The 18,305-nt window shown below is 37.7% G+C and carries 18 protein-coding genes; 14 read left to right on the forward strand and 4 right to left on the reverse strand.

Features of this window, described 5'->3' with window-relative positions; all coding sequences use genetic code 11:
* Positions 1-367: 367 nt before the first annotated feature.
* Genes C9J34_RS11290 through C9J34_RS11300 form a run of 3 tightly spaced genes read left to right on the forward strand, consistent with a single transcriptional unit; the run spans position 368 to position 2,873 of the window.
* On the forward strand, positions 368-1,129 hold the full coding sequence (locus tag C9J34_RS11290; protein ID WP_107839977.1) for an ABC transporter ATP-binding protein: 762 nt from the start codon (positions 368-370) through the stop codon (positions 1,127-1,129).
* Entirely contained in the window at positions 1,129-1,869 is a 741-nt protein-coding gene (locus C9J34_RS11295; RefSeq protein ID WP_107839978.1) for an ABC transporter permease, read from the forward strand. The genes C9J34_RS11290 and C9J34_RS11295 overlap by 1 nt, the downstream gene beginning before the upstream one ends.
* A 2-nt stretch (positions 1,870-1,871) precedes the next feature.
* The gene (locus C9J34_RS11300; RefSeq protein WP_107839997.1) at positions 1,872-2,873 is read left to right on the forward strand and encodes an ABC transporter substrate-binding protein; all 1,002 of its coding nucleotides are present in this window, start codon (positions 1,872-1,874) and stop codon (positions 2,871-2,873) included.
* Between the two features lie 216 nt (positions 2,874-3,089).
* Here the strand turns inward: C9J34_RS11300 and C9J34_RS11305 are convergent, their stop codons facing one another.
* The gene (locus C9J34_RS11305; RefSeq protein ID WP_107839979.1) at positions 3,090-4,268 is read right to left on the reverse strand and encodes a GTP-binding protein; all 1,179 of its coding nucleotides are present in this window, start codon (positions 4,266-4,268) and stop codon (positions 3,090-3,092) included.
* 179 nt (positions 4,269-4,447) lie between these two features.
* Between C9J34_RS11305 and C9J34_RS11310 the strand changes: the two genes are divergently transcribed.
* The 4 genes from C9J34_RS11310 (at position 4,448) to C9J34_RS11325 (ending at position 7,042) form a co-directional block, all read left to right on the forward strand.
* Positions 4,448-5,167: a metal-binding protein ZinT gene (locus C9J34_RS11310; RefSeq protein ID WP_202973682.1), complete on the forward strand. Its 720-nt coding sequence runs from the start codon at positions 4,448-4,450 to the stop codon at positions 5,165-5,167.
* A 15-nt stretch (positions 5,168-5,182) separates the two neighbouring features.
* Complete coding sequence (locus C9J34_RS22380; RefSeq protein WP_411830062.1) at positions 5,183-5,491, forward strand: HAD hydrolase family protein; 309 nt, start codon at positions 5,183-5,185, stop codon at positions 5,489-5,491.
* Between the two features lie 159 nt (positions 5,492-5,650).
* On the forward strand, positions 5,651-6,487 hold the full coding sequence (locus C9J34_RS11320; protein WP_107839981.1) for a CbrC family protein: 837 nt from the start codon (positions 5,651-5,653) through the stop codon (positions 6,485-6,487).
* 57 nt (positions 6,488-6,544) lie between these two features.
* Positions 6,545-7,042, forward strand: coding sequence for a YehS family protein (locus C9J34_RS11325; RefSeq protein ID WP_107839982.1), 498 nt, complete (start codon positions 6,545-6,547; stop codon positions 7,040-7,042).
* A 23-nt stretch (positions 7,043-7,065) separates the two neighbouring features.
* On the opposite strand, the gene C9J34_RS11330 is transcribed toward C9J34_RS11325, so the two are convergent.
* Positions 7,066-7,458, reverse strand: a complete 393-nt coding sequence (locus tag C9J34_RS11330; protein WP_107839983.1) for a helix-turn-helix domain-containing protein — start codon at positions 7,456-7,458, stop codon at positions 7,066-7,068.
* A gap of 266 nt (positions 7,459-7,724) precedes the next feature.
* Here C9J34_RS11330 and C9J34_RS11335 point away from each other — a divergent pair, with 266 nt between their 5' ends.
* From C9J34_RS11335 to C9J34_RS11345, 3 genes are all read left to right on the forward strand, one after another.
* Positions 7,725-8,339, forward strand: coding sequence for a restriction endonuclease subunit S domain-containing protein (locus C9J34_RS11335; protein ID WP_107839984.1), 615 nt, complete (start codon positions 7,725-7,727; stop codon positions 8,337-8,339).
* A complete protein-coding gene (locus tag C9J34_RS11340) occupies positions 8,339-9,451 on the forward strand; it encodes a GGDEF domain-containing protein (RefSeq protein ID WP_107839985.1) in 1,113 nt (370 codons plus the stop codon). The genes C9J34_RS11335 and C9J34_RS11340 overlap by 1 nt, the downstream gene beginning before the upstream one ends.
* A gap of 70 nt (positions 9,452-9,521) precedes the next feature.
* Complete coding sequence (locus tag C9J34_RS11345) at positions 9,522-11,417, forward strand: PrkA family serine protein kinase (protein ID WP_107839986.1); 1,896 nt, start codon at positions 9,522-9,524, stop codon at positions 11,415-11,417.
* Between the two features lie 87 nt (positions 11,418-11,504).
* Here the strand turns inward: C9J34_RS11345 and C9J34_RS11350 are convergent, their stop codons facing one another.
* Entirely contained in the window at positions 11,505-12,341 is an 837-nt protein-coding gene (locus C9J34_RS11350) for an alpha/beta fold hydrolase (protein WP_107839987.1), read from the reverse strand.
* A gap of 127 nt (positions 12,342-12,468) precedes the next feature.
* On the opposite strand from C9J34_RS11350, the gene yhbH reads away from it, so the two are divergent.
* The 3 genes from yhbH (at position 12,469) to C9J34_RS11365 (ending at position 15,362) form a co-directional block, all read left to right on the forward strand.
* Positions 12,469-13,617 (forward strand): sporulation protein YhbH, encoded by a 1,149-nt coding sequence (gene yhbH, locus C9J34_RS11355; RefSeq protein WP_107839988.1) that lies wholly within the window; start codon positions 12,469-12,471, stop codon positions 13,615-13,617.
* Positions 13,617-14,969: a SpoVR family protein gene (locus C9J34_RS11360; RefSeq protein ID WP_107839989.1), complete on the forward strand. Its 1,353-nt coding sequence runs from the start codon at positions 13,617-13,619 to the stop codon at positions 14,967-14,969. The genes yhbH and C9J34_RS11360 overlap by 1 nt, the downstream gene beginning before the upstream one ends.
* Positions 14,970-15,059: 90 nt before the next feature.
* Positions 15,060-15,362, forward strand: a complete 303-nt coding sequence (locus tag C9J34_RS11365) for a YunC family protein (protein ID WP_107839999.1) — start codon at positions 15,060-15,062, stop codon at positions 15,360-15,362.
* Between the two features lie 182 nt (positions 15,363-15,544).
* On the opposite strand, the gene C9J34_RS11370 is transcribed toward C9J34_RS11365, so the two are convergent.
* Positions 15,545-17,200: a ribonuclease J gene (locus C9J34_RS11370; protein WP_107839990.1), complete on the reverse strand. Its 1,656-nt coding sequence runs from the start codon at positions 17,198-17,200 to the stop codon at positions 15,545-15,547.
* A 136-nt stretch (positions 17,201-17,336) separates the two neighbouring features.
* Between C9J34_RS11370 and C9J34_RS11375 the strand changes: the two genes are divergently transcribed.
* Positions 17,337-18,209, forward strand: coding sequence for a radical SAM/SPASM domain-containing protein (locus C9J34_RS11375; protein WP_107839991.1), 873 nt, complete (start codon positions 17,337-17,339; stop codon positions 18,207-18,209).
* The last annotated feature ends 96 nt before the right edge of the window (positions 18,210-18,305 follow it).

The following is an 18,305-nucleotide window of genomic DNA, read 5'->3' on the forward strand; positions in this document are numbered from 1 at the left end:
TTGACCCTTTGAACCTGATCTAGGTCATACTAGCGTAGGGAAGTAATGGTGAACTATACGTATATAATGTGTATATTTATTCAGCCATTCCCTATTTTAGTGGAATGGTTTTTTTGTATATTCCAAAAATTACAGAGGAGAATAATAGTAGTTTCATTATGAATGGACAGGTTGATGTAACTGAAATCAAATAATGGTTAACGAATCCTGTTAATCCAATTGTGACTGAAGAGGCGTAGCTGATATGAAAGGAGGAATTGCAGAGGTGTGATTTGTACTAAAGCTTTTTCATGAGCATGACGTGCATGGTGATGTCGACAAAAGAAGTGATTAATCTAGGAAAACGTTGAATAAGAGGGTTATGTGTATGGATAAACAGCATGATTATGCACTACAGTTTAAAGATGTATCATTTTATTATAATCCACCGCAATCTATTTTAGATAAACTAAGCTTTCACATAAATAAAGGTGAATTTGTCAGTATTGTCGGGGCAAGTGGTACAGGTAAATCAACGATATTTAGGCTACTTGTAGGGCTGGAACAACCAACAGAGGGATCTATTTTTCTAAATGGTGATAGAGAAACGAACCGTCTAGGTAAAGTAGGCTATATGCCACAAAAAGATTTACTCATTCCTTGGCGAAGAGTAGCTGAAAATGTTGCGTTACCACTTGAAGGAAAGAACAGAGACTACGATAAACAATTTGTTTTAAACAGATTAAAAGATTTTGGTTTAGAAGATGTTGCTAATAAATACCCACATGAACTATCAGGCGGTATGAGGCAACGGGTGTCATTTTTACGTGCTACATTAACTGGTTCAAATTTACTTTTATTAGATGAACCATTTTCATCGCTTGATGCAATGACCAAGTTGTATATGCAAGAATGGTTGTTAGAACAATGGAATGAAACTAAATCATCAATTGTTTTTATTACGCATGATATATCGGAGGCATTATTTTTATCCGATAAAATTTTCGTCATTAGTGACACGCCAATTCAAATGATTGAAGAAATTGAAGTACCATTAAAGAGACCACGAAATAGACAACAATTAGACGAGCCTTCGTTAATCAATTTGAAAAATGAACTAATCAATCATTTTAAAATGAAGGTGACCTAATGAAAAGATATATGTATTCTGTTCTATTACTTTCCGTGATGCTTATAACTTGGGAGGTCATTGCAAGGCTTATTGATGTGTCATTTATTCTTCCATCACCGACGCAAATTTCTATTAAACTATGGGATTTAAAAGATGTGTTATTGCAGCATCATCTTCCTGCTACATTTGCAGTTATTAGTATAGGCTTGGCGATTTCCCTTGTGCTGGGAATTGCAATTGCTATAGCGATGCATTATTCAAAGGTTTTAGAACAAGCGTTATATCCTTTATTGATTACTTCTCAAACGATTCCGATTATCGCGTTAGCACCTATTTTTGTTCTATGGTTTGGTTATACAATTTGGAGTAAGGTTGCTGTGACGATTTTGATAACTTTTTTCCCGATTACGATTGGTATGTTTGATGGTTTACGTTCCACCGATAAAGAATTAAAAGAATTGCTTCAAACGTTTGGTTTAACAAGAAGTCAAATTTTTTTAAAATTAGAAGTTCCCTCAGCTTTACCGTCATTTTTTTCAGGGCTAAAAGTTGCTGTTCCGATGAGCGTCATTGGTGCGGCAATTGGTGAGTGGCTAGGTGCACAATCAGGATTAGGTTATTTTAGTAGAAGAATGATGACCCAATTTGATGGAGCAGGTGTTTTTGCGCCAATTGTTATCTTATCGTTCGTCGGTATTGCGTTATTTATAGTTGTATTAATTATAGAAAAATATTTTTTGAAATGGAGAAAAAAGTAATGATAAAAAAGCGTTTAAGTATTGTTATAAGTATGATGTTTGTATTTATGCTTGTAGCTTGTCAAAGTGAAGGAAGTAATGACAAAGAGCAAAATAAATATCATAAAATGACACTGATGTTAGATTGGTATCCAAATGCAGTACATAGTTATTTATATGTTGCGAAAGAAAAAGGGTATTTTGAAGAAGAGGGGTTAGATGTGGAATTTCAATTTCCAGCAAATCCAACAGATCCTTTATCTCTTGCAGCAGCAGGGAAAGTAACAATGGGCATGTATTATCAACCAGATGTCATTCAAGCAGTGGCAAATGAGGGAATACCAGTAAAAGCGGTAGCAGCAGTCGTTCGCTCACCGTTAAATCATATCGTATTCCGTACAGATCAACCGATTGAACATCCACTAGAATTAGAGGGGAAGAAAATTGGTTATCCAGGAATCCCATTAAATGAAACGATTATCAAAACAATTGTAGAAAACAGTGGAGGAAGCTATGAAAAAGTAGACATGGTTAATGTTGAATTCGAACTAGGTTCATCTTTAGTTTCAAAAAAAGTTGATGCGGTCGTTGGTGCGTACGTAAACCATGAAGTGCCACAGTTGAAAAGCGAAGGTCATGACGTTGGTTATATAAATCCAGTAGATTATGGCGTGCCAAGCTATTATGAATTAGTCGCTGTTACGAGTGAAAAAACATGGGAGAAAGAACAAAAAGAGATTGAAGCATTTTGGCGGGCAGCTAGAAAAGGGTTCGATTTTATGGAAAAGAACAGTGAAGAAGCATTACAAATTCTGCTCAATCAACAAGATGAAGCAAACTTCCCTTTAAATAAAGAAGTTGAGATGGAAAGCATCAATATTTTACTACCTAAAATGAAAAGTGAATTAGGGTTTGCAACACAAGAAAAATCGTCTTGGGAAGAAACAGCTAACTGGCTAAAAGACAATGGATTGATTGAAGAAGTTCCAAATATCGATGAGTTAATTGTTAATATTTTACCTTAAATAGCTATGCATATTTTAGTGAGCCAATTCCAATAGATGAATTGCCAAGTGCTGTACTTGACTTAGATCAAAAGTAATGATTCGCACGCAAGATGCTCATTTTGCACGTTAAACATTGAAATTCGCACGCAAGACAAGCAATTTCGCCCAACCAAAATTCAAAACAGGGGGTTATCTGAAAAAGTGATACTTTTTCGGACATCCCCCCTCTATTTACTATTTAGCAACAAAAGCAGGCAATGGATCGACAAACTGGCGCCAATCCTGTTGCATTTCCTCCTCAGTTAACAAACAATTATCCAACTGCTGCGTAATTTCAGAAACATCTAGCTCAATGCCAATAAAGACGATTTCGTTTTGTTTATCACCGAATTGTTCATGCCAACGCAATTTCAAATCAGGGTCTTGTGTAAAGGCAATCTCCTGCATATATTTTGGTAAATCCGCTAACCATTGGCCTGCTGCTTGGAATTGAATAGATGCACCTGCTTGAGAAATTAAACCAGCAAAATTACGACCGGCAAGCCAGAAAAATCCTTTGGAGCGAACAATTTCGCTAGGAAAGCTTGCTAGCCAATCATGCCAGCGTTCGGGATGGAATGGGCGTTGACGACGATATACAAAGGATGATATCCCATATTCCTCCGTTTCAGGAACATGTTCATGATTGAGTTCTTTAATCCAGCCAGCGCCCATACTTGCTTTTTCAAAATCGAATAGCTGACGGTTTAAAATACTGTCTAATGGTACTTGTCCGTTCGCCGCAATTATTATTTCGGCATCTGGATTTAATTTTACTAACAATTCTTTTAGTGCACCGATATACTCGTGCGTAACTAAATCCGCCTTCGAAATAATAATAATATTGGCAAATTCAATTTGATCAATGAGCAGATCAGATACATCGCGTTGATCCATTTCATCATCAGTTTGTGCACGTTCTAATAACGTTTCACCGCTCTCATAGTCATTCATAAAACGAGCTGCATCCACAACCGTTATCATAGCATCAACATAGCAACGGTCATGTAATATAATGTTAAGAGAGTCATCAGCAATCGTTAAAGTTTGTGCAACAGGTAATGGCTCTGAAATACCTGTCGATTCAATAACAATACCATCTAATTCTTTGTTTTGCAGCAAGCGATTTACTTCAATAAGTAAATCCTCACGCAATGTACAGCAAATACAGCCATTTGTTAACTCTACAAAGCTTTCCTCTGTACGAGAAAAGCCCCCATCTTCCACGAGCTGAGCATCGATATTAATTTCACTCATATCATTGACAATAACCGCAAGCTTGCGACCTTGGCGATTCGCCAAAATATAATTTAATAAAGTTGTCTTGCCAGCTCCTAAATAGCCACTAAGTACGGTAACAGGGGTTTTTTTCATTTTGCAACACTCCTAAAAGTAATGATTACGATTTATAATATAGTAAAGTATGAAGTGTTTGTCAAATTAAATAGTAATTATTACTATTTGTAGATGTGGAAAAAAAGGGGGTTTACAAATAGTAACGATTACTATATAGTTTTAAAACGTAAACATTACGCTTTATAGGAGGAGTAACAATGAATAAAAAATGGTTAATGCCATTTGCAGTTGCTACAATGGCTTTTACTTTAGCAGCATGCCAAGAGAAAACACAAGAAGAGGAGGAAGTGGTTACTGAAGCTGAAGAGCATGACCACAGCCATGACCATGATGATGACCACCATGGCCATGATCATGGTGAGCTCTCTGAAAAAGATAAACAAATTTCTAAAGGTTATTTTGAGGATAGTGATATTACAGATCGCCCATTAACAAACTGGCAAGGTGAGTGGCAATCTGTTTATCCATATTTGCTAGATGGTACACTGGATGGCGTGCTGAAGCACAAAGCTTATCATGGCGATAAAACGGCTGAAGAGTATAAGGAATATTACAAAATTGGCTATGCAACAGATGTCACACAAATCGATATTACAGAAAATACAATGACATTTTATATAGATGGACAAGCAGTTATAGGAACATATGAATATGATGGCTTTGAAATTTTAACATATGAAAAAGGGAATCGCGGGGTTCGCTATATATTCAAGCAAACCGATGAACATTCACAAGCACCAAAATATGTTCAATTTAGTGATCATATTATTTCGGATAAAACAGCAGGGCACTTCCACATTTACTTTGGCGATGATCGTGCAAAGCTGTTGGAGGAAATGGATAATTGGCCTACATATTATCCAAAAGCGATGTCTGGTGAAGACATTGCTGATGAAATGGATGCGCATTTGCATTAAAACATCTCAACTTTAGTGAAACATGGAATAAATTCTGAAAAACATAGAATAAACCTCGAAAAACGTGGAATAAAATCAAAAGGAGCTGTTGAAGATACTATTCCAACAGCTCTTATTTTCAACCTTTCAAAAGAAGAAAGTATCGCATTTGGGGATAGTGAGAATGATATAGATATGTTGGACCTTGTAGATATAGGGATTGCGATGGGCAATGCAAGTGAAAAGTTAAAACAAGTGGCTGATTTTGTTACAAAAGATTCAGATAAAGATGGAATTGCATATGCTTTAAAGCACTATGGTTTTTTCGGAAATCTGGCTAAATAGGGAAGATATCTGTGGGGAATAATCACAATATGAAGCATCTTTTTATAAAGTGAATATATTTAAAAATCGTTTTAAAGAGAATATACTGTTTCTAACAAGTTGATTCACATTGCTTCAATCGAAGTAATGCGCATTCTTGGTGAATGGAGCGTGATGTATATGACAGAAAGCCTTGTAGCGCAATGGCATAATCAAAGAAAAGGATTTGATGCTTCTAATGCTCTATGTATTAACACGATGCATGAGCTAAAGGAAAAGGTCAAAGGGGCAGAGCCAACAGAAGCAAATTTGCGTATATTAGTTGAAATTTATTGTATGCTGCGTATGTACGATGAGGCCTATCAGCTTTTTACATCAGTTATGGACTTAAGCAATAAAAAAGACCAGAAAAAATACGGTGCTATTAAATATTGGGTGGATAATGCGCAGAATGTTAAGCCGCTATTGCCACGTATTATTCAGGAGCAGAAGAAGCTGAAAACATCGTTACCAACTTTTAAATATATGCCAAATCCAATGCAATCCGATATTTTTGAAACAGGAGAAATTGTTGTCTGTGATTGCTGTGAGCAGGAAGTAGATATTTATTGTAGAAAGGGTATTTATGCGATTGAAGAGGTGGAATATCTTTGTCCAAGCTGTATTCATAGTGGACTAGCTGCACAAAAATTTGATGGTCAATTTCAGCAAGATTTATTAAATTCCGAGCTTGTTCTCAATAATGATTATACAGATGAAGTGCTGTATCGAACACCAGGCTATGTTAGTTGGCAGGGAAATAATTGGTTAGCCCATTGTACAGATTATTGTGCGTTTATTGGTTATGTTGGCTGGAGTGAATTAGTCGAGATGGGCGTTACTGAGAAGCTTGAAGATTATAATGGTTATACAAATGAGGAGCTTGCTGCTAGTTTGCGTAATAATGGCTCACATCAAGGCTATTTATTTCAATGTTTAGAATGTCAGCACTATATTTTATACTCTGATTTTGATTAATGTTAACAGGTAAGCGTGTTATTTGATACAATAGCACAGTATGAAAGGAGCTAACTTATGACAAATAATGATATTTTAATTCGCTTGCGTTATACGTTTGATATTAAAAACATAGATATGGTTGAAATTTTTCAACTTGGTGGCGTAGATGTGACGAAGGATGATGTGATGAATATGCTAATCAAGGTGAAGGAAGATGAGGAGGAGCCTGCCAACTATAAAAAATGCAATAATAAAATGTTGGAGGCATTTCTCAATGGCTTTATCACATTTAAGCGCGGCCCACAGCTATCAGCGACGGGAGAGCCTGTAGCACCTCAAAAGGCTACGGGGCAGGAAAACCCGAATAATATGCTATTTAAAAAAGTGAAAATTGCTTTAGCCTTAACGAGCGAGGATGTTATTGATTTCATTGATGATGGTGGTGGCATTAAAGTGTCAAAAGGTGAGATTGGGGCAATTTTACGCAATCCAAGCCACAAAAATTATAAAGAATGCGGCGATAGCTTTGCACGTTATTTTTTACGAGGACTTACAAATAAATATCGTGGATAGTTGCACAAATAAAAAGAACAGCTTTAATCATACGGTTTAAAGCTGTTCTTTTTAACTTGGGAGTCCATTGTTTCTAGAAAATCTTTCGTAATACGAACAACATATTTTACTTCATCTATATTACGCTCTTTTAGCAGCGAATGATGGATGCTCAGCATTAAATTTTTCTCTTCGATGTCTGCAACAGTTGATAAATTTTGAAAATTAAAAAGTTCTTCAGGTGCAACGTTCAATGCGTGCATTAAGCTTTCGAGCGTGCTTAATGTAATATTTGATTGACCATTTTCAATATTGGAAATCCGCCCTTTACTAAAGCCGATTTTCCCTGTTCTTTCTGCGACTTCTTCTTGGCTTAACCCTTTTGCAATACGAATTGCACGAAGCTGTTCCCCTACTAGCTTTAAAAAATCTGACATATTATTTCACCTCTAACTAAAAAGCTAGTGAAAAACATTTTAAATGAAGATACCTTTAAAATAGTACAATTTTCGAAAAATATATTATAATGGTACAAACGATATAGGCTATATGATTTATTTTGATTTATCATAAGACTGCCTGATAGATTCGAGCTTAATCACGCGGAGTAGCCTGTGACCATGTTCAATGGAGTTCTAGGATTTTTTAATGTTACGAAATATAGGTATTTTATGTGATTCATAAGATTAGGAGGAATACGTTGATGCGACAATATAAATTGGGGGATATTGTAACAATTGCAAAGGGCATAGAAAAACCACCTACAGCTTCCTTTGCGAGTGAGGGTATACCATTTGTTACTAGCGAACATTGGGGATGGCTAACAAACATAGGGTGCTTACCGAAAATTCCGCATACCGTACAACATAGTATGTATTTAACTAGAGTCCCAGTAGGAGCAATTTTAATATCCCCGTTTGAAAATGCATATCATATTTGCCAGCAAGAGCTTTATATTGGCAAAAATATGGTGGCTATTATCCCATATCAGCGAATTATTTTAAGTGAATATTTATTTTATTATTTACAAGTACAGCCATGGAAAGTTGAAGAGATTGACCAGCAAATTGTTTATTTACCTGAAATTGAAATACAGCAGCAATTTATCGCTCACGTAATACAATTGGAGGCTATCGTAGAACAAGTGCAAAATATATTAACAGCATTACCACAATTAGAACAATATATGCTAACAGAAAACATGTATCTATTAAAACTTCAAAAAGAGCAAAAAGAATTAATTGAACAATTTAAATGGATGGGTGATATACATAAAGTATTGCTAAATAATATGCTCGAATTGAGAGGGGAACCATAGTGGATGTATCTATACAGCAGATTAGTAAAAAATTTAATATAGATAATATACATCGTGCAAAATATTTTGCTTGGATAGCCATTATGCTTGAATCCTTATTGATTGTACTAAACATTGTACAAAATAAAGCGACCTGGAATTATTATTTGTTATTTTATATACTATTGCTTGTATTTTCAGCCTTATTTCTTGTTTTGTTATATGTATTAGATAAACGGTTTTATCACTATAAACTAATGAAAATAGCTATATGGAGCTATTATTGGTTTACATTGATGTGGGGGGCTTCTATTACATTATTAGATCAATCTAGCTACGGACAAGTGACAGCTTATTTAATTAATTTATTAGGTATTGCTGTTATGTATCATGTGCGTTTAAAATATTTTATTTTGCTACAAAGTATCCCGACATTTTATTTACTAGGTGGATTACTAATCGTACAACCCGATTCAGCAATTGTTTTCGCACATTTTATTAATATCGCATTGTTTATTGTTATTAGTGTAGTTGGCTCCTATTTTATTTATAGGGGCTATTATAAAATGTTTGAACAGGAGCAGCTATTGCTACAGAAAAATAATCAATTAACCTTTGTGAATAGTGATTTACAATTGTTAGCTACACATGACGAATTAACAGCAATACCGAATCGTCGTGGCTTATATGACTACGTCGAAGCGACAATGGGTGAGGAACCTCGTCATATAACAGCGGTGCTCTTAGATATTGATGCCTTTAAGTATTTTAATGACTATTATGGTCATCTAGAGGGAGATAAAGTATTGCAGGAAGTTGCCGCAATTTTGAAGGAGCTAGCAGGGGAGCACTATTTTGTAGCGCGCTTTGGTGGCGAGGAGTTCATTTATTTAATGTTTGATGTAGAGCGTAAAACGACAATGCATTTTGCTAATAAAATATGTAATGTAGTTGAACAGCGACGAATTCAGCATAAAGCTTCACCTTTTTTTCCATATGTCACTGTGAGCATCGGCATTGCGACGAATCCTTTTTGTAAAAAAGATGATTTGCATCAATTATTTCAAGATGCTGATACAGCATTGTACAGGGCTAAAAAGGCTGGGCGCAACCGTGCAGAGCTATCGATATAAGAATAATTGGTAATCAACATCGGGCTCCATTCATACGATGTAAAATAAAGGACTGAATGGAGGAATAACGATTAGTATTTTAAATAAAATTAAAAATTATAGAGAAGAAGAAAATCGTTTAAAGTGGGAAGGTAGCTTTGCAGATTATTTGGAGATTATCAAAGAACGACCAGAAGTCGCACAAACGGCCCATTCACGTGTGTACAATATGCTGAAAAGCGCAGGTGTTGAAGAGCGAGATGGACAGAAAATGTATCACTTTTTTGGTGAGGAAATATTCGGCTTAGAAGCAGCACTTGAGCGATTGATAGAGGAATATTTTCATCCCGCAGCTAAAAGGCTTGATGTGCGCAAGCGAATTTTGTTATTGATGGGACCTGTGAGTGGTGGGAAATCAACGATTGTAACGCTATTAAAACGAGGGTTGGAGCGTTATACACGCACGGATAGCGGTGCTGTTTATGCAATTAAAGGCTGCCCAATGCATGAGGACCCATTGCATTTAATTCCACATCATTTGCGTGATTCTTTTTATGAGGAGTACGGTATTCGCATTGAAGGAAGCCTGTCCCCTTTAAATACGATGCGCCTTGAAGAGGAGTATGGTGGGCGAATTGAGGAAATGAGAGTAGAGCGTATTTTCTTTTCGGAGGATCGCCGAGTAGGTATTGGTACATTCACACCATCTGACCCGAAATCACAGGATATTGCGGATTTAACAGGAAGCATTGATTTCTCTACAATTGCCCAGTATGGCTCGGAATCTGACCCACGTGCATACCGCTTTGATGGCGAGTTAAACAAAGCGAATCGAGGCATGATGGAGTTTCAAGAAATGCTGAAGCTTGATGAAAAATTTTTATGGCATTTATTATCTTTAACGCAGGAAGGTAATTTTAAAGCAGGTCGCTTTGCTTTAATTAGCGCGGACGAATTAATTGTGGCACATACGAATGAAACGGAATATCGCACATTTATTGCGAATAAAAAGAATGAAGCCTTGCATTCTCGCATTATCGTGATGCCAATCCCATATAATTTAAAGGCTAGTCAAGAGGAGCGCATTTATGAAAAAATGATTCAAGATAGCGATATGGCGCATGTACATATCGCCCCGCATGCCTTGAAGGTTGCTGCGATTTTCTCCGTTTTGACAAGGTTGGAAATACCGAAAAAGCAAGGCGTCGATGTTGTCAAAAAGATGCGTCTATACAATGGTGAGAGCATCGAGGGTTATAATGAGGTTGATATTGAGGAGCTAAAAAAGGAATATCCAAACGAAGGAATGCAGGGCATTGACCCGCGTTATGTCATCAACCGTATTTCCTCTGCCATTATTCGCAAGGAAGTACCGTCCATTAATGCGCTGGATGTACTGCGCGCCTTAAAGGATGGCTTAGACCAACATGCCTCGATTTCAGAGGAAGACCGTAAAAAATTCATGAACTATATTGCGGTTGCTCGTCGTGAGTATGATGAAATTGCGAAAAAAGAAGTGCAAAAAGCGTTTGTTTACTCCTATGAGGAATCTGCGAAAACATTATTGAACAACTACCTTGATAATGTCGAGGCGTTTTGCAATAAAAATAAGTTGCGTGACCCGCTAACGGGTGAGGAAATGAATCCAGATGAAAAGCTAATGCGCTCAATTGAGGAGCAAATTGGCGTGTCGGAAAATGCGAAAAAGGCATTTCGTGAGGAGATTTTAATTCGCCTATCTGCTTTTGCAAGAAAGGGCAAACGCTTCGATTATCATTCACATGACCGTCTACGTGAAGCAATTCAGAAAAAGCTGTTCGCTGATTTGAAAGATGTCGTAAAAATTACAACATCCTCACAAACACCAGACGAAGCACAGCTGAAGAAAATCAATGAAGTTGTTGCAACCTTGGTTGATGAGCATGGCTATAACACAACGTCTGCAAACGAGCTGTTGCGCTATGTTGGTAGTCTATTGAATCGATAATAGAGAGCGTAGAATAAATTTCTGAAAACGTAGAATAGACTTTGCAAAAAGCGGTGTGTGGAAGCAAATTTCCTCACACCGCTCTTTTTAATTAAAGGTGCCAGCTAAAAATTGCACGAAAGCCTCTTCTTCCTCAATGAAAGGAAAATGATTGCTCTCATCAAAAGTTTGCAGTGTTGCGTTTGGCATAAGCTCAGCTGCCTCAGCAGAAAATTCATGTGGGCATTGTGCATCATGAAGGCCGCAGTAAATATAAGCTATTGTTGTGGTATGAGACAATTCAGGGCGCAAATCGTATGTAGGCAGCTCCTTATAAGAAAAATAATCCAGTCGCTTCGACATCGTTTTTCCACTATTCGGGCGACTAATCATCGGGTCATAAGACTCTTTGTGATGCAGCGACATCAGTGACCATTCTTTGCTACCGGCACGTCTTTCTTCAAGAGGCGATTCAGGATTACCTAGCATCGCCAAAATTTCCTTAATGCGCTGATTGTTCGGGTTATCTGTGCAATAAATACTACCTGAGTGACGCATATAATCTGAGGAAGCACATAGCCCTCCCGCAACGATATGTACAAGGCTATTTGGATACATAATAGCATATTTTAGTGCCAGCATACCGCCTGTTGAATGTCCAGCAAATATCCATTTTTCAAAGCCAAGTGCTAGGCGAATTGCCTCTAAATCGTCTACTGTATGCGCCATGCTGTAATTGAATGTAGAAAGATCGTCTGTTGAATTGCCACAGCCTCTTAAATTCACTAAATACACCGTGGCATGTGCTGTAAATGCATCGGCAAATAAATTGCCGTTTGCATTATATTCGCTATATAAGTGCGTCACACAAACAGGCTGCCCATTGCCTTTTTTAAATACTTCAAAAGTTCCTCGCACTGTTTTAATTAAACATTGTTCCCACATCTCCATACCGCCTTTCATAATTTTCCCTATTTTCATTATACTAAAATTATTTCGAGAATAAAGTTCAAAAATTCAGTAAGAGTGCATAGTATAAAAAAAGCAATTTTTGCAGATGGGTGTGGATAAAATGAGTGACAAACCGCAACAGTTCATTATCTCAAAGGAAAATTGGTCCCTCCATCGTAAAGGATATCAGGACCAAGAACGTCATCGTCAAAAAATTGATGAGGCGATTAAAAATAATTTACCAGAGTTAATTAGTGAGGAAAGCATTATTTTATCAAATGGTCGAGAGGTCATTAAAATCCCAATTCGCTCTTTAGATGAATATAAAATTCGTTACAATACAAATAAATCAAAGCATGTTGGGCAGGGACAGGGAGATAGCCAAGTGGGCGATGTTGTTGCGCGAGATGGGAAAGCACAGCAAGGACAAGGAAGAGAGGCTGGCAAGGAAGCAGGGAAGGATTATTATGAGGCTGAAGTGCGGCTTGAGGATGTGGAGGAAATTTTATTCCGCCAACTGGCATTGCCGAATTTACAGCAAAAAGAAGTGGCAAATATTGCGACCAATAAAATTGAATTTAATGATATTCGTAAAAAAGGTCTAATGGGCAATATTGATAAAAAGCGAACTATTTTAACAGCGATTAAGCGCAATGCTATAAAAGGAGAAGCAGTTATTAATCCGATTCATCAAGATGATTTGCGCTTTAAAACATGGGATGAAGTTGTAAAGCCTGAATCACGAGCGGTTGTACTAGCGATGATGGATACGAGCGGCTCGATGGGCATTTTTGAAAAAACGTGTGCGCGCAATTTTTTCTTTTGGATGACGCGTTTTTTACGTTCGAAATATAGCGCTGTTGATATTGAATTTATCGCACACCATACGGAGGCGAAAATTGTGACAGAGGAGGCATTTTTCACAAAAGGTGAAAGCGGTGGAACGATTTGCTCCTCTGCTTATGCAAAGGCTTTACAGCTAATAAACGAAAAATATTCTCCATCACGTTACAATATTTACCCCGTCCACTTTTCAGATGGAGAAAATTTATCATCAGATAATGAGCGTTGTCTACAGTTGATTGAGCAATTGATGGAAGTGTCGAGCATGTTTGGCTATGGCGAGGTGAATGCTTATAGCAGAACGTCAGCGTTAATGTCTGCCTATAACAAAATTGAGAACCCGAAGTTTCGCCATTATATTATTAAGCGAAAAGCGGATGTTTATGATGCACTAAAAAGCATTTTTAAAAAAGAAGGAGTGCAGTAATGGAAAAGGCGCTGCAAAAAGCGATTGATGAAATTACTGAGGTGGCAACTGGCTTTGGCTTAGATTTTTTCCCAATGCGCTACGAAATTTGCCCCGCGGAGATTATTTATACCTTCGGCGCATATGGTATGCCGACACGCTTTACACATTGGAGCTTTGGGAAGCAGTTCCATCGGATGAAGCTACAATATGATTTAGGATTAAGCCAAATTTATGAGCTCGTTATTAATTCGAATCCATGTTATGCATTTTTACTTGATACAAATTCACTGACACAAAATAAGTTGATTATTGCTCACGTATTAGCACATTGTGATTTCTTTAAAAATAATGCGCGATTTTCCAATACACGCCGTGATATGGTTGAAAGTATGACGGCAACAGCTGAGCGCATTACAAAGTATGAGCTACTATATGGTAAGGATGAGGTGGAGCAATTTTTAGATGCGGTGCTGGCGATTCAGGAGCATATTGACCCAGCCATTATTCGCCCTCAGGTAATCGAGGAAGAAGAAGCGCCGAAAGCACGCATAACACCTTATGATGATTTATGGCAGATTGATGAGCCACGAAAAGAGCCGACAGAGAAAAAGAAAACCTTCCCACCAGAACCAGAAAAGGACTTACTAATTTTTATTGAGCAGCATAGTCGCGAGTTAGAAGATTGGCAGCGCGATATATTAACAATGATGCGTGAGGAGATGCTTTATTTTTGGCCACAGCTTGAAACAAAAATTATGAATGAAGGTTGGGCATCGTATTGGCATCAACGCATTATGCGTGAACTGAATTTAACGACGGCTGAAACAATCGATTATGCGAAATTAAATGCAGGTGTTGTTCAACCTTCAAAAACATCGATCAACCCATACTATCTCGGCTTGAAAATTTTTGAGGATATTGAACAGCGCTATAATCACCCGACAGAGGACATGCAAAAGCACGGCATTCAACCTGGTACAGGGCGGGAAAAAATATTTGAAGTGCGTGAAATTGAATCAGATACGTCCTTTATACGCAATTATTTAACAAAGGACCTTGCTCAACGAGAAGATCTATATGTATTTGCGAAAACGGGAGATGAATACCGTATTACAGATAAGGAACATGAAGCAATCCGCAATCAATTAGTTTCAATGCGTGTCAACGGCGGTTTCCCCTATATTGTTGTTGTCGATGGTGATTTTAAACGGAACGGTGAGCTTTATTTAAAGCATTGCTATGAAGGGATGGAACTAGATCAACAATATTTAGAGGCAGTGCTCGGCTATATTTATAAGTTGTGGGGACGTCCTGTACATTTAGAGACGTATGTGGATAATGAGGTTGTCGTGTTTTCATGTAGAAAATAGTGTCAGGCACACACACAATTCTCACACAATTTCGGAAGCACATCTTTTCACTTGTTGCCATATGTATACAACAAGAGAGGAGAGGTGCATATCATCGCAATAGAAGCTTTGCATATTAAAGGACATTCGTTTACAGCCGTCACGGTTTATTTACCAAACACGACTTTATTAACTGTGTCAAATGATCGCGGCTATATCATGTGCGGTGCCTTGGACATTACTTTATTAAATGAGCGCTTAGCAGATCGTAAAATCATTGCTGGGCGTGCTGTCGGAGTTAAGACCATTGATCAATTGCTAAAAGCCCCACTCGAATCTGTCACATATGAGGCAGGCATACAAGGAATTGTACCTGGCATGACGGGTGAGGAAGCTTTATTGAAAATGATTTAACTATAGTGAGAAGGCTGACGAAATTGTCAGCCTTAAATAACAGAGAGCTATGGAAGCGCCAATAGAGTGACTAAAAACGCCAATAAAACGTGGAAAAGCGCCAATAGAATCACCAAAAGCGCCAATAAAATACGGAAAACCGCCAATAGAACCACAAGGCATATGGCTCAAATGCTAACGCATCACACCGCAATAATAATCGGTAAAATCATCGGTTTTTTGCGCGTAGCTGTGAAAATATATTGCCCAACAGCCTTTTTGATTGCATGTTGCATGCCTCTCGTATTTGCATCTTTAAATGGTTGAACAGAGGAGAGAACGAGATCATTAATTTCGAGCAATAGGCCTTCTGCATTTTTTGCATAAACGAAGCCTCTAGAAATCGTGTCTGGTGAGGCAAGAGGCTGCCCGTTTGCTTGATTGATAGTTAGCACGATGACGAGCATCCCGTCCTCTGCTAGCTGTTGGCGGTCCCGCAGTACGATGTTTTCTACTTCACCAGTGCCTACTCGGTCGACATATGTTTCGCCTGCTTGCACAGTACGTGTTTGTTGTGCAGCGGAATGAATGAAATCGACGACCTCACCATTTTTTAAAATGAAAACATTGTTGCCCTCCACACCAACAGATTTCGCTAGTTCACGGTGCTTATACAGCATGCGATATTCCCCGTGAATCGGAATTAAATATTTAGGCTTCATCAATGTGAGCATCAGCTTTAAATCTTCTTGGTAGCCATGCCCAGAAACGTGCATGCCTGCTGAGCCATAAATAACATTCGCTCCAAGATAAAACAAATCATCAATCACCTTGGAGACATTTTTCTCGTTTCCGGGTATAGGTGAAGTAGCAAAAATGACCGTATCATCAGGGTGAACTTGCAAATCGCGTTGCCGTCCACTTGCTAAGCGAGCAAGCGCAGCGAGTGGCTCACCTTGGCTACCTGTACATAAAACAACAACTTGCTCAGGCGCGAGATGCTGTGCTTCGCGCACATCTACCAATAATCGGTGTGGAATGCGTAAATAGCCTCGCTCAATAGCGACAGATACAACGTTTACCATACTTCGCCCCAGCAAAACGAGCCTGCGATTTGTTTCAATTGTTGCTTCGACTATTTGTTGAATCCGATTCACATTTGAAGCAAATGTTGTGATAAAAATTTTATTTGTTGCTTTAGTAAAAGCATCTTTTAAATTATCACCAACTAACTGCTCAGACGGTGTCATACCAGGGCGCTCTGCATTTGTACTTTCAGAAATAAGCGCCAATATCCCTTGCTCTCCAATCGCTGCCATTTTATGAATATCAGAGGCACTATCATTAACGGGAGTGAAATCAAATTTAAAATCGCCTGTATGCACGATTTTCCCTTGTGCTGTGTGAAAAACAATGCCTAAGCAATCAGGTATACTGTGATTTATTTGGAAAAAGCTAATTGTTGATGTAGTAAATTGTAGGCTTGAATTTTCATCAATTTCGATTAACTGTGTATCACGTAACAGCTTATGCTCCTTCAGCTTTAATTCGATTAATCCAAGTGTAAAATGACTTGCATAAATCGGCACATTCAGTCTTTGTAAAACATATGGAATACCACCGATATGATCCTCGTGTCCATGTGTCACAATAAGTGCGCGAATACGATCCTGATGCTGCTGTAAATAGGTGATGTCTGGCACAATTAAATCCACACCTAATAAGTTGTTATTCGCAAATTTAGCACCACAGTCAATGATAAAAATATCTTCCTCACACTCAATGACATACATATTCTTTCCAATTTCATTCATACCACCTAAAGCATAAATAGCTAGTGAGCTTTCAGTCATAGTCAAAATACATTCCTCCTCTTATTTTAAATATGGCTAACATTCGAAGGAATTATGCTTAGAAGTGATGCATTTCACATGCAAATAGATAAAAATTTGATAAGATAGAGTGTGATGAAAAATTATGGAATGGTGAATTACTGTGAAAACATTTAAAAAGGTTTACATCGAAATTACGAGTGTCTGCAATTTAGCCTGTAGCTTCTGTCCTCCGACTGAGCGGGCAAAAGGCTTAATTAAAGTAGAACAATTCAATAAAATTTTAGATGAAATTAGACCACATACAAAATATATTTATTTGCATGTCAAAGGGGAACCACTGTTGCATCCTCGAATCGATCAATTGCTTGATGCCGCACACGAAAAAGGTTTTAAAGTGAATATTACAACGAACGGTACACTCATTAAGAAAAATTTCCACAAATTATTAGGGAAGCCTGCATTGCGTCAAATGAACTTTTCACTGCATAGCTTTGATGGTCATGAAGGCTCTGAAAATCGAGAGAAATACTTAGGCGATATTTTGCATTTTGTACGTGAGGCAAGCGAGCATAATATTCTTATTTCTTATCGATTATGGAATTTACAAAAAGATACATTATCTGATGTTGTGGCAAGAAGAAATCGCGAAACACTTGAAATGCTTGAGCAGGAATACAATTTAGATTATTTAATTGAAGAGCGTGTAGAGCCTGGTAAAGGTATAAAAATTGGCCGCAACATTTATTTGAATCAAGATCATGAATTTAGATGGCCAAGCCTTTTAGCGCCTGAAGATAGCGGAAAAGGCTTCTGTCATGCATTGCGTAGCCATGCTGCTATTTTAGTAGACGGTACAGTTGTTCCTTGCTGCTTAGATGGGGAAGGGGTTATTAATTTAGGAAATGTCCATGAAACATCATTTAGCGATATTGTAGAAAATGAGCGAGCAAATCGACTTGTAGAAGGCTTTTCACGTCGAGAGGCGGTGGAGGAATTATGTAAAAAATGCGGCTATCGCCAAAAGTTCGGTTAATGAATTTGCTTGTCAGCATAAGTGGTCTAAAAGGCTTATAAAAGGTTTAGTTTTAGTATAGATGTGGACTGTAAAATAAGATAATATAGCAAAAAA

The sequence above is a fragment of the Metasolibacillus meyeri genome (genome assembly GCF_003049505.1).
Lineage (GTDB): Bacteria > Bacillota > Bacilli > Bacillales_A > Planococcaceae > Metasolibacillus > Metasolibacillus meyeri.

What these genes read in the sequence shown, in the direction of transcription:
- C9J34_RS11320 (WP_107839981.1), top strand. Translation starts at nt 5,651, where the DNA reads ATGACAGAAAGCCTTGTAGCGCAATGGCATAATCAAAGAAAAGGATTT.
- C9J34_RS11310 (WP_202973682.1), top strand. Translation starts at nt 4,448, where the DNA reads ATGAATAAAAAATGGTTAATGCCATTTGCAGTTGCTACAATGGCTTTT.
- C9J34_RS11360 (WP_107839989.1), top strand. Translation starts at nt 13,617, where the DNA reads ATGGAAAAGGCGCTGCAAAAAGCGATTGATGAAATTACTGAGGTGGCA.
- yhbH (WP_107839988.1), top strand. Translation starts at nt 12,469, where the DNA reads ATGAGTGACAAACCGCAACAGTTCATTATCTCAAAGGAAAATTGGTCC.
- C9J34_RS11350 (WP_107839987.1), bottom strand. Translation starts at nt 12,341, where the DNA reads ATGTGGGAACAATGTTTAATTAAAACAGTGCGAGGAACTTTTGAAGTA.
- C9J34_RS11305 (WP_107839979.1), bottom strand. Translation starts at nt 4,268, where the DNA reads ATGAAAAAAACCCCTGTTACCGTACTTAGTGGCTATTTAGGAGCTGGC.
- C9J34_RS11295 (WP_107839978.1), top strand. Translation starts at nt 1,129, where the DNA reads ATGAAAAGATATATGTATTCTGTTCTATTACTTTCCGTGATGCTTATA.
- C9J34_RS11290 (WP_107839977.1), top strand. Translation starts at nt 368, where the DNA reads ATGGATAAACAGCATGATTATGCACTACAGTTTAAAGATGTATCATTT.
- C9J34_RS11330 (WP_107839983.1), bottom strand. Translation starts at nt 7,458, where the DNA reads ATGTCAGATTTTTTAAAGCTAGTAGGGGAACAGCTTCGTGCAATTCGT.
- C9J34_RS11325 (WP_107839982.1), top strand. Translation starts at nt 6,545, where the DNA reads ATGACAAATAATGATATTTTAATTCGCTTGCGTTATACGTTTGATATT.
- C9J34_RS11335 (WP_107839984.1), top strand. Translation starts at nt 7,725, where the DNA reads ATGCGACAATATAAATTGGGGGATATTGTAACAATTGCAAAGGGCATA.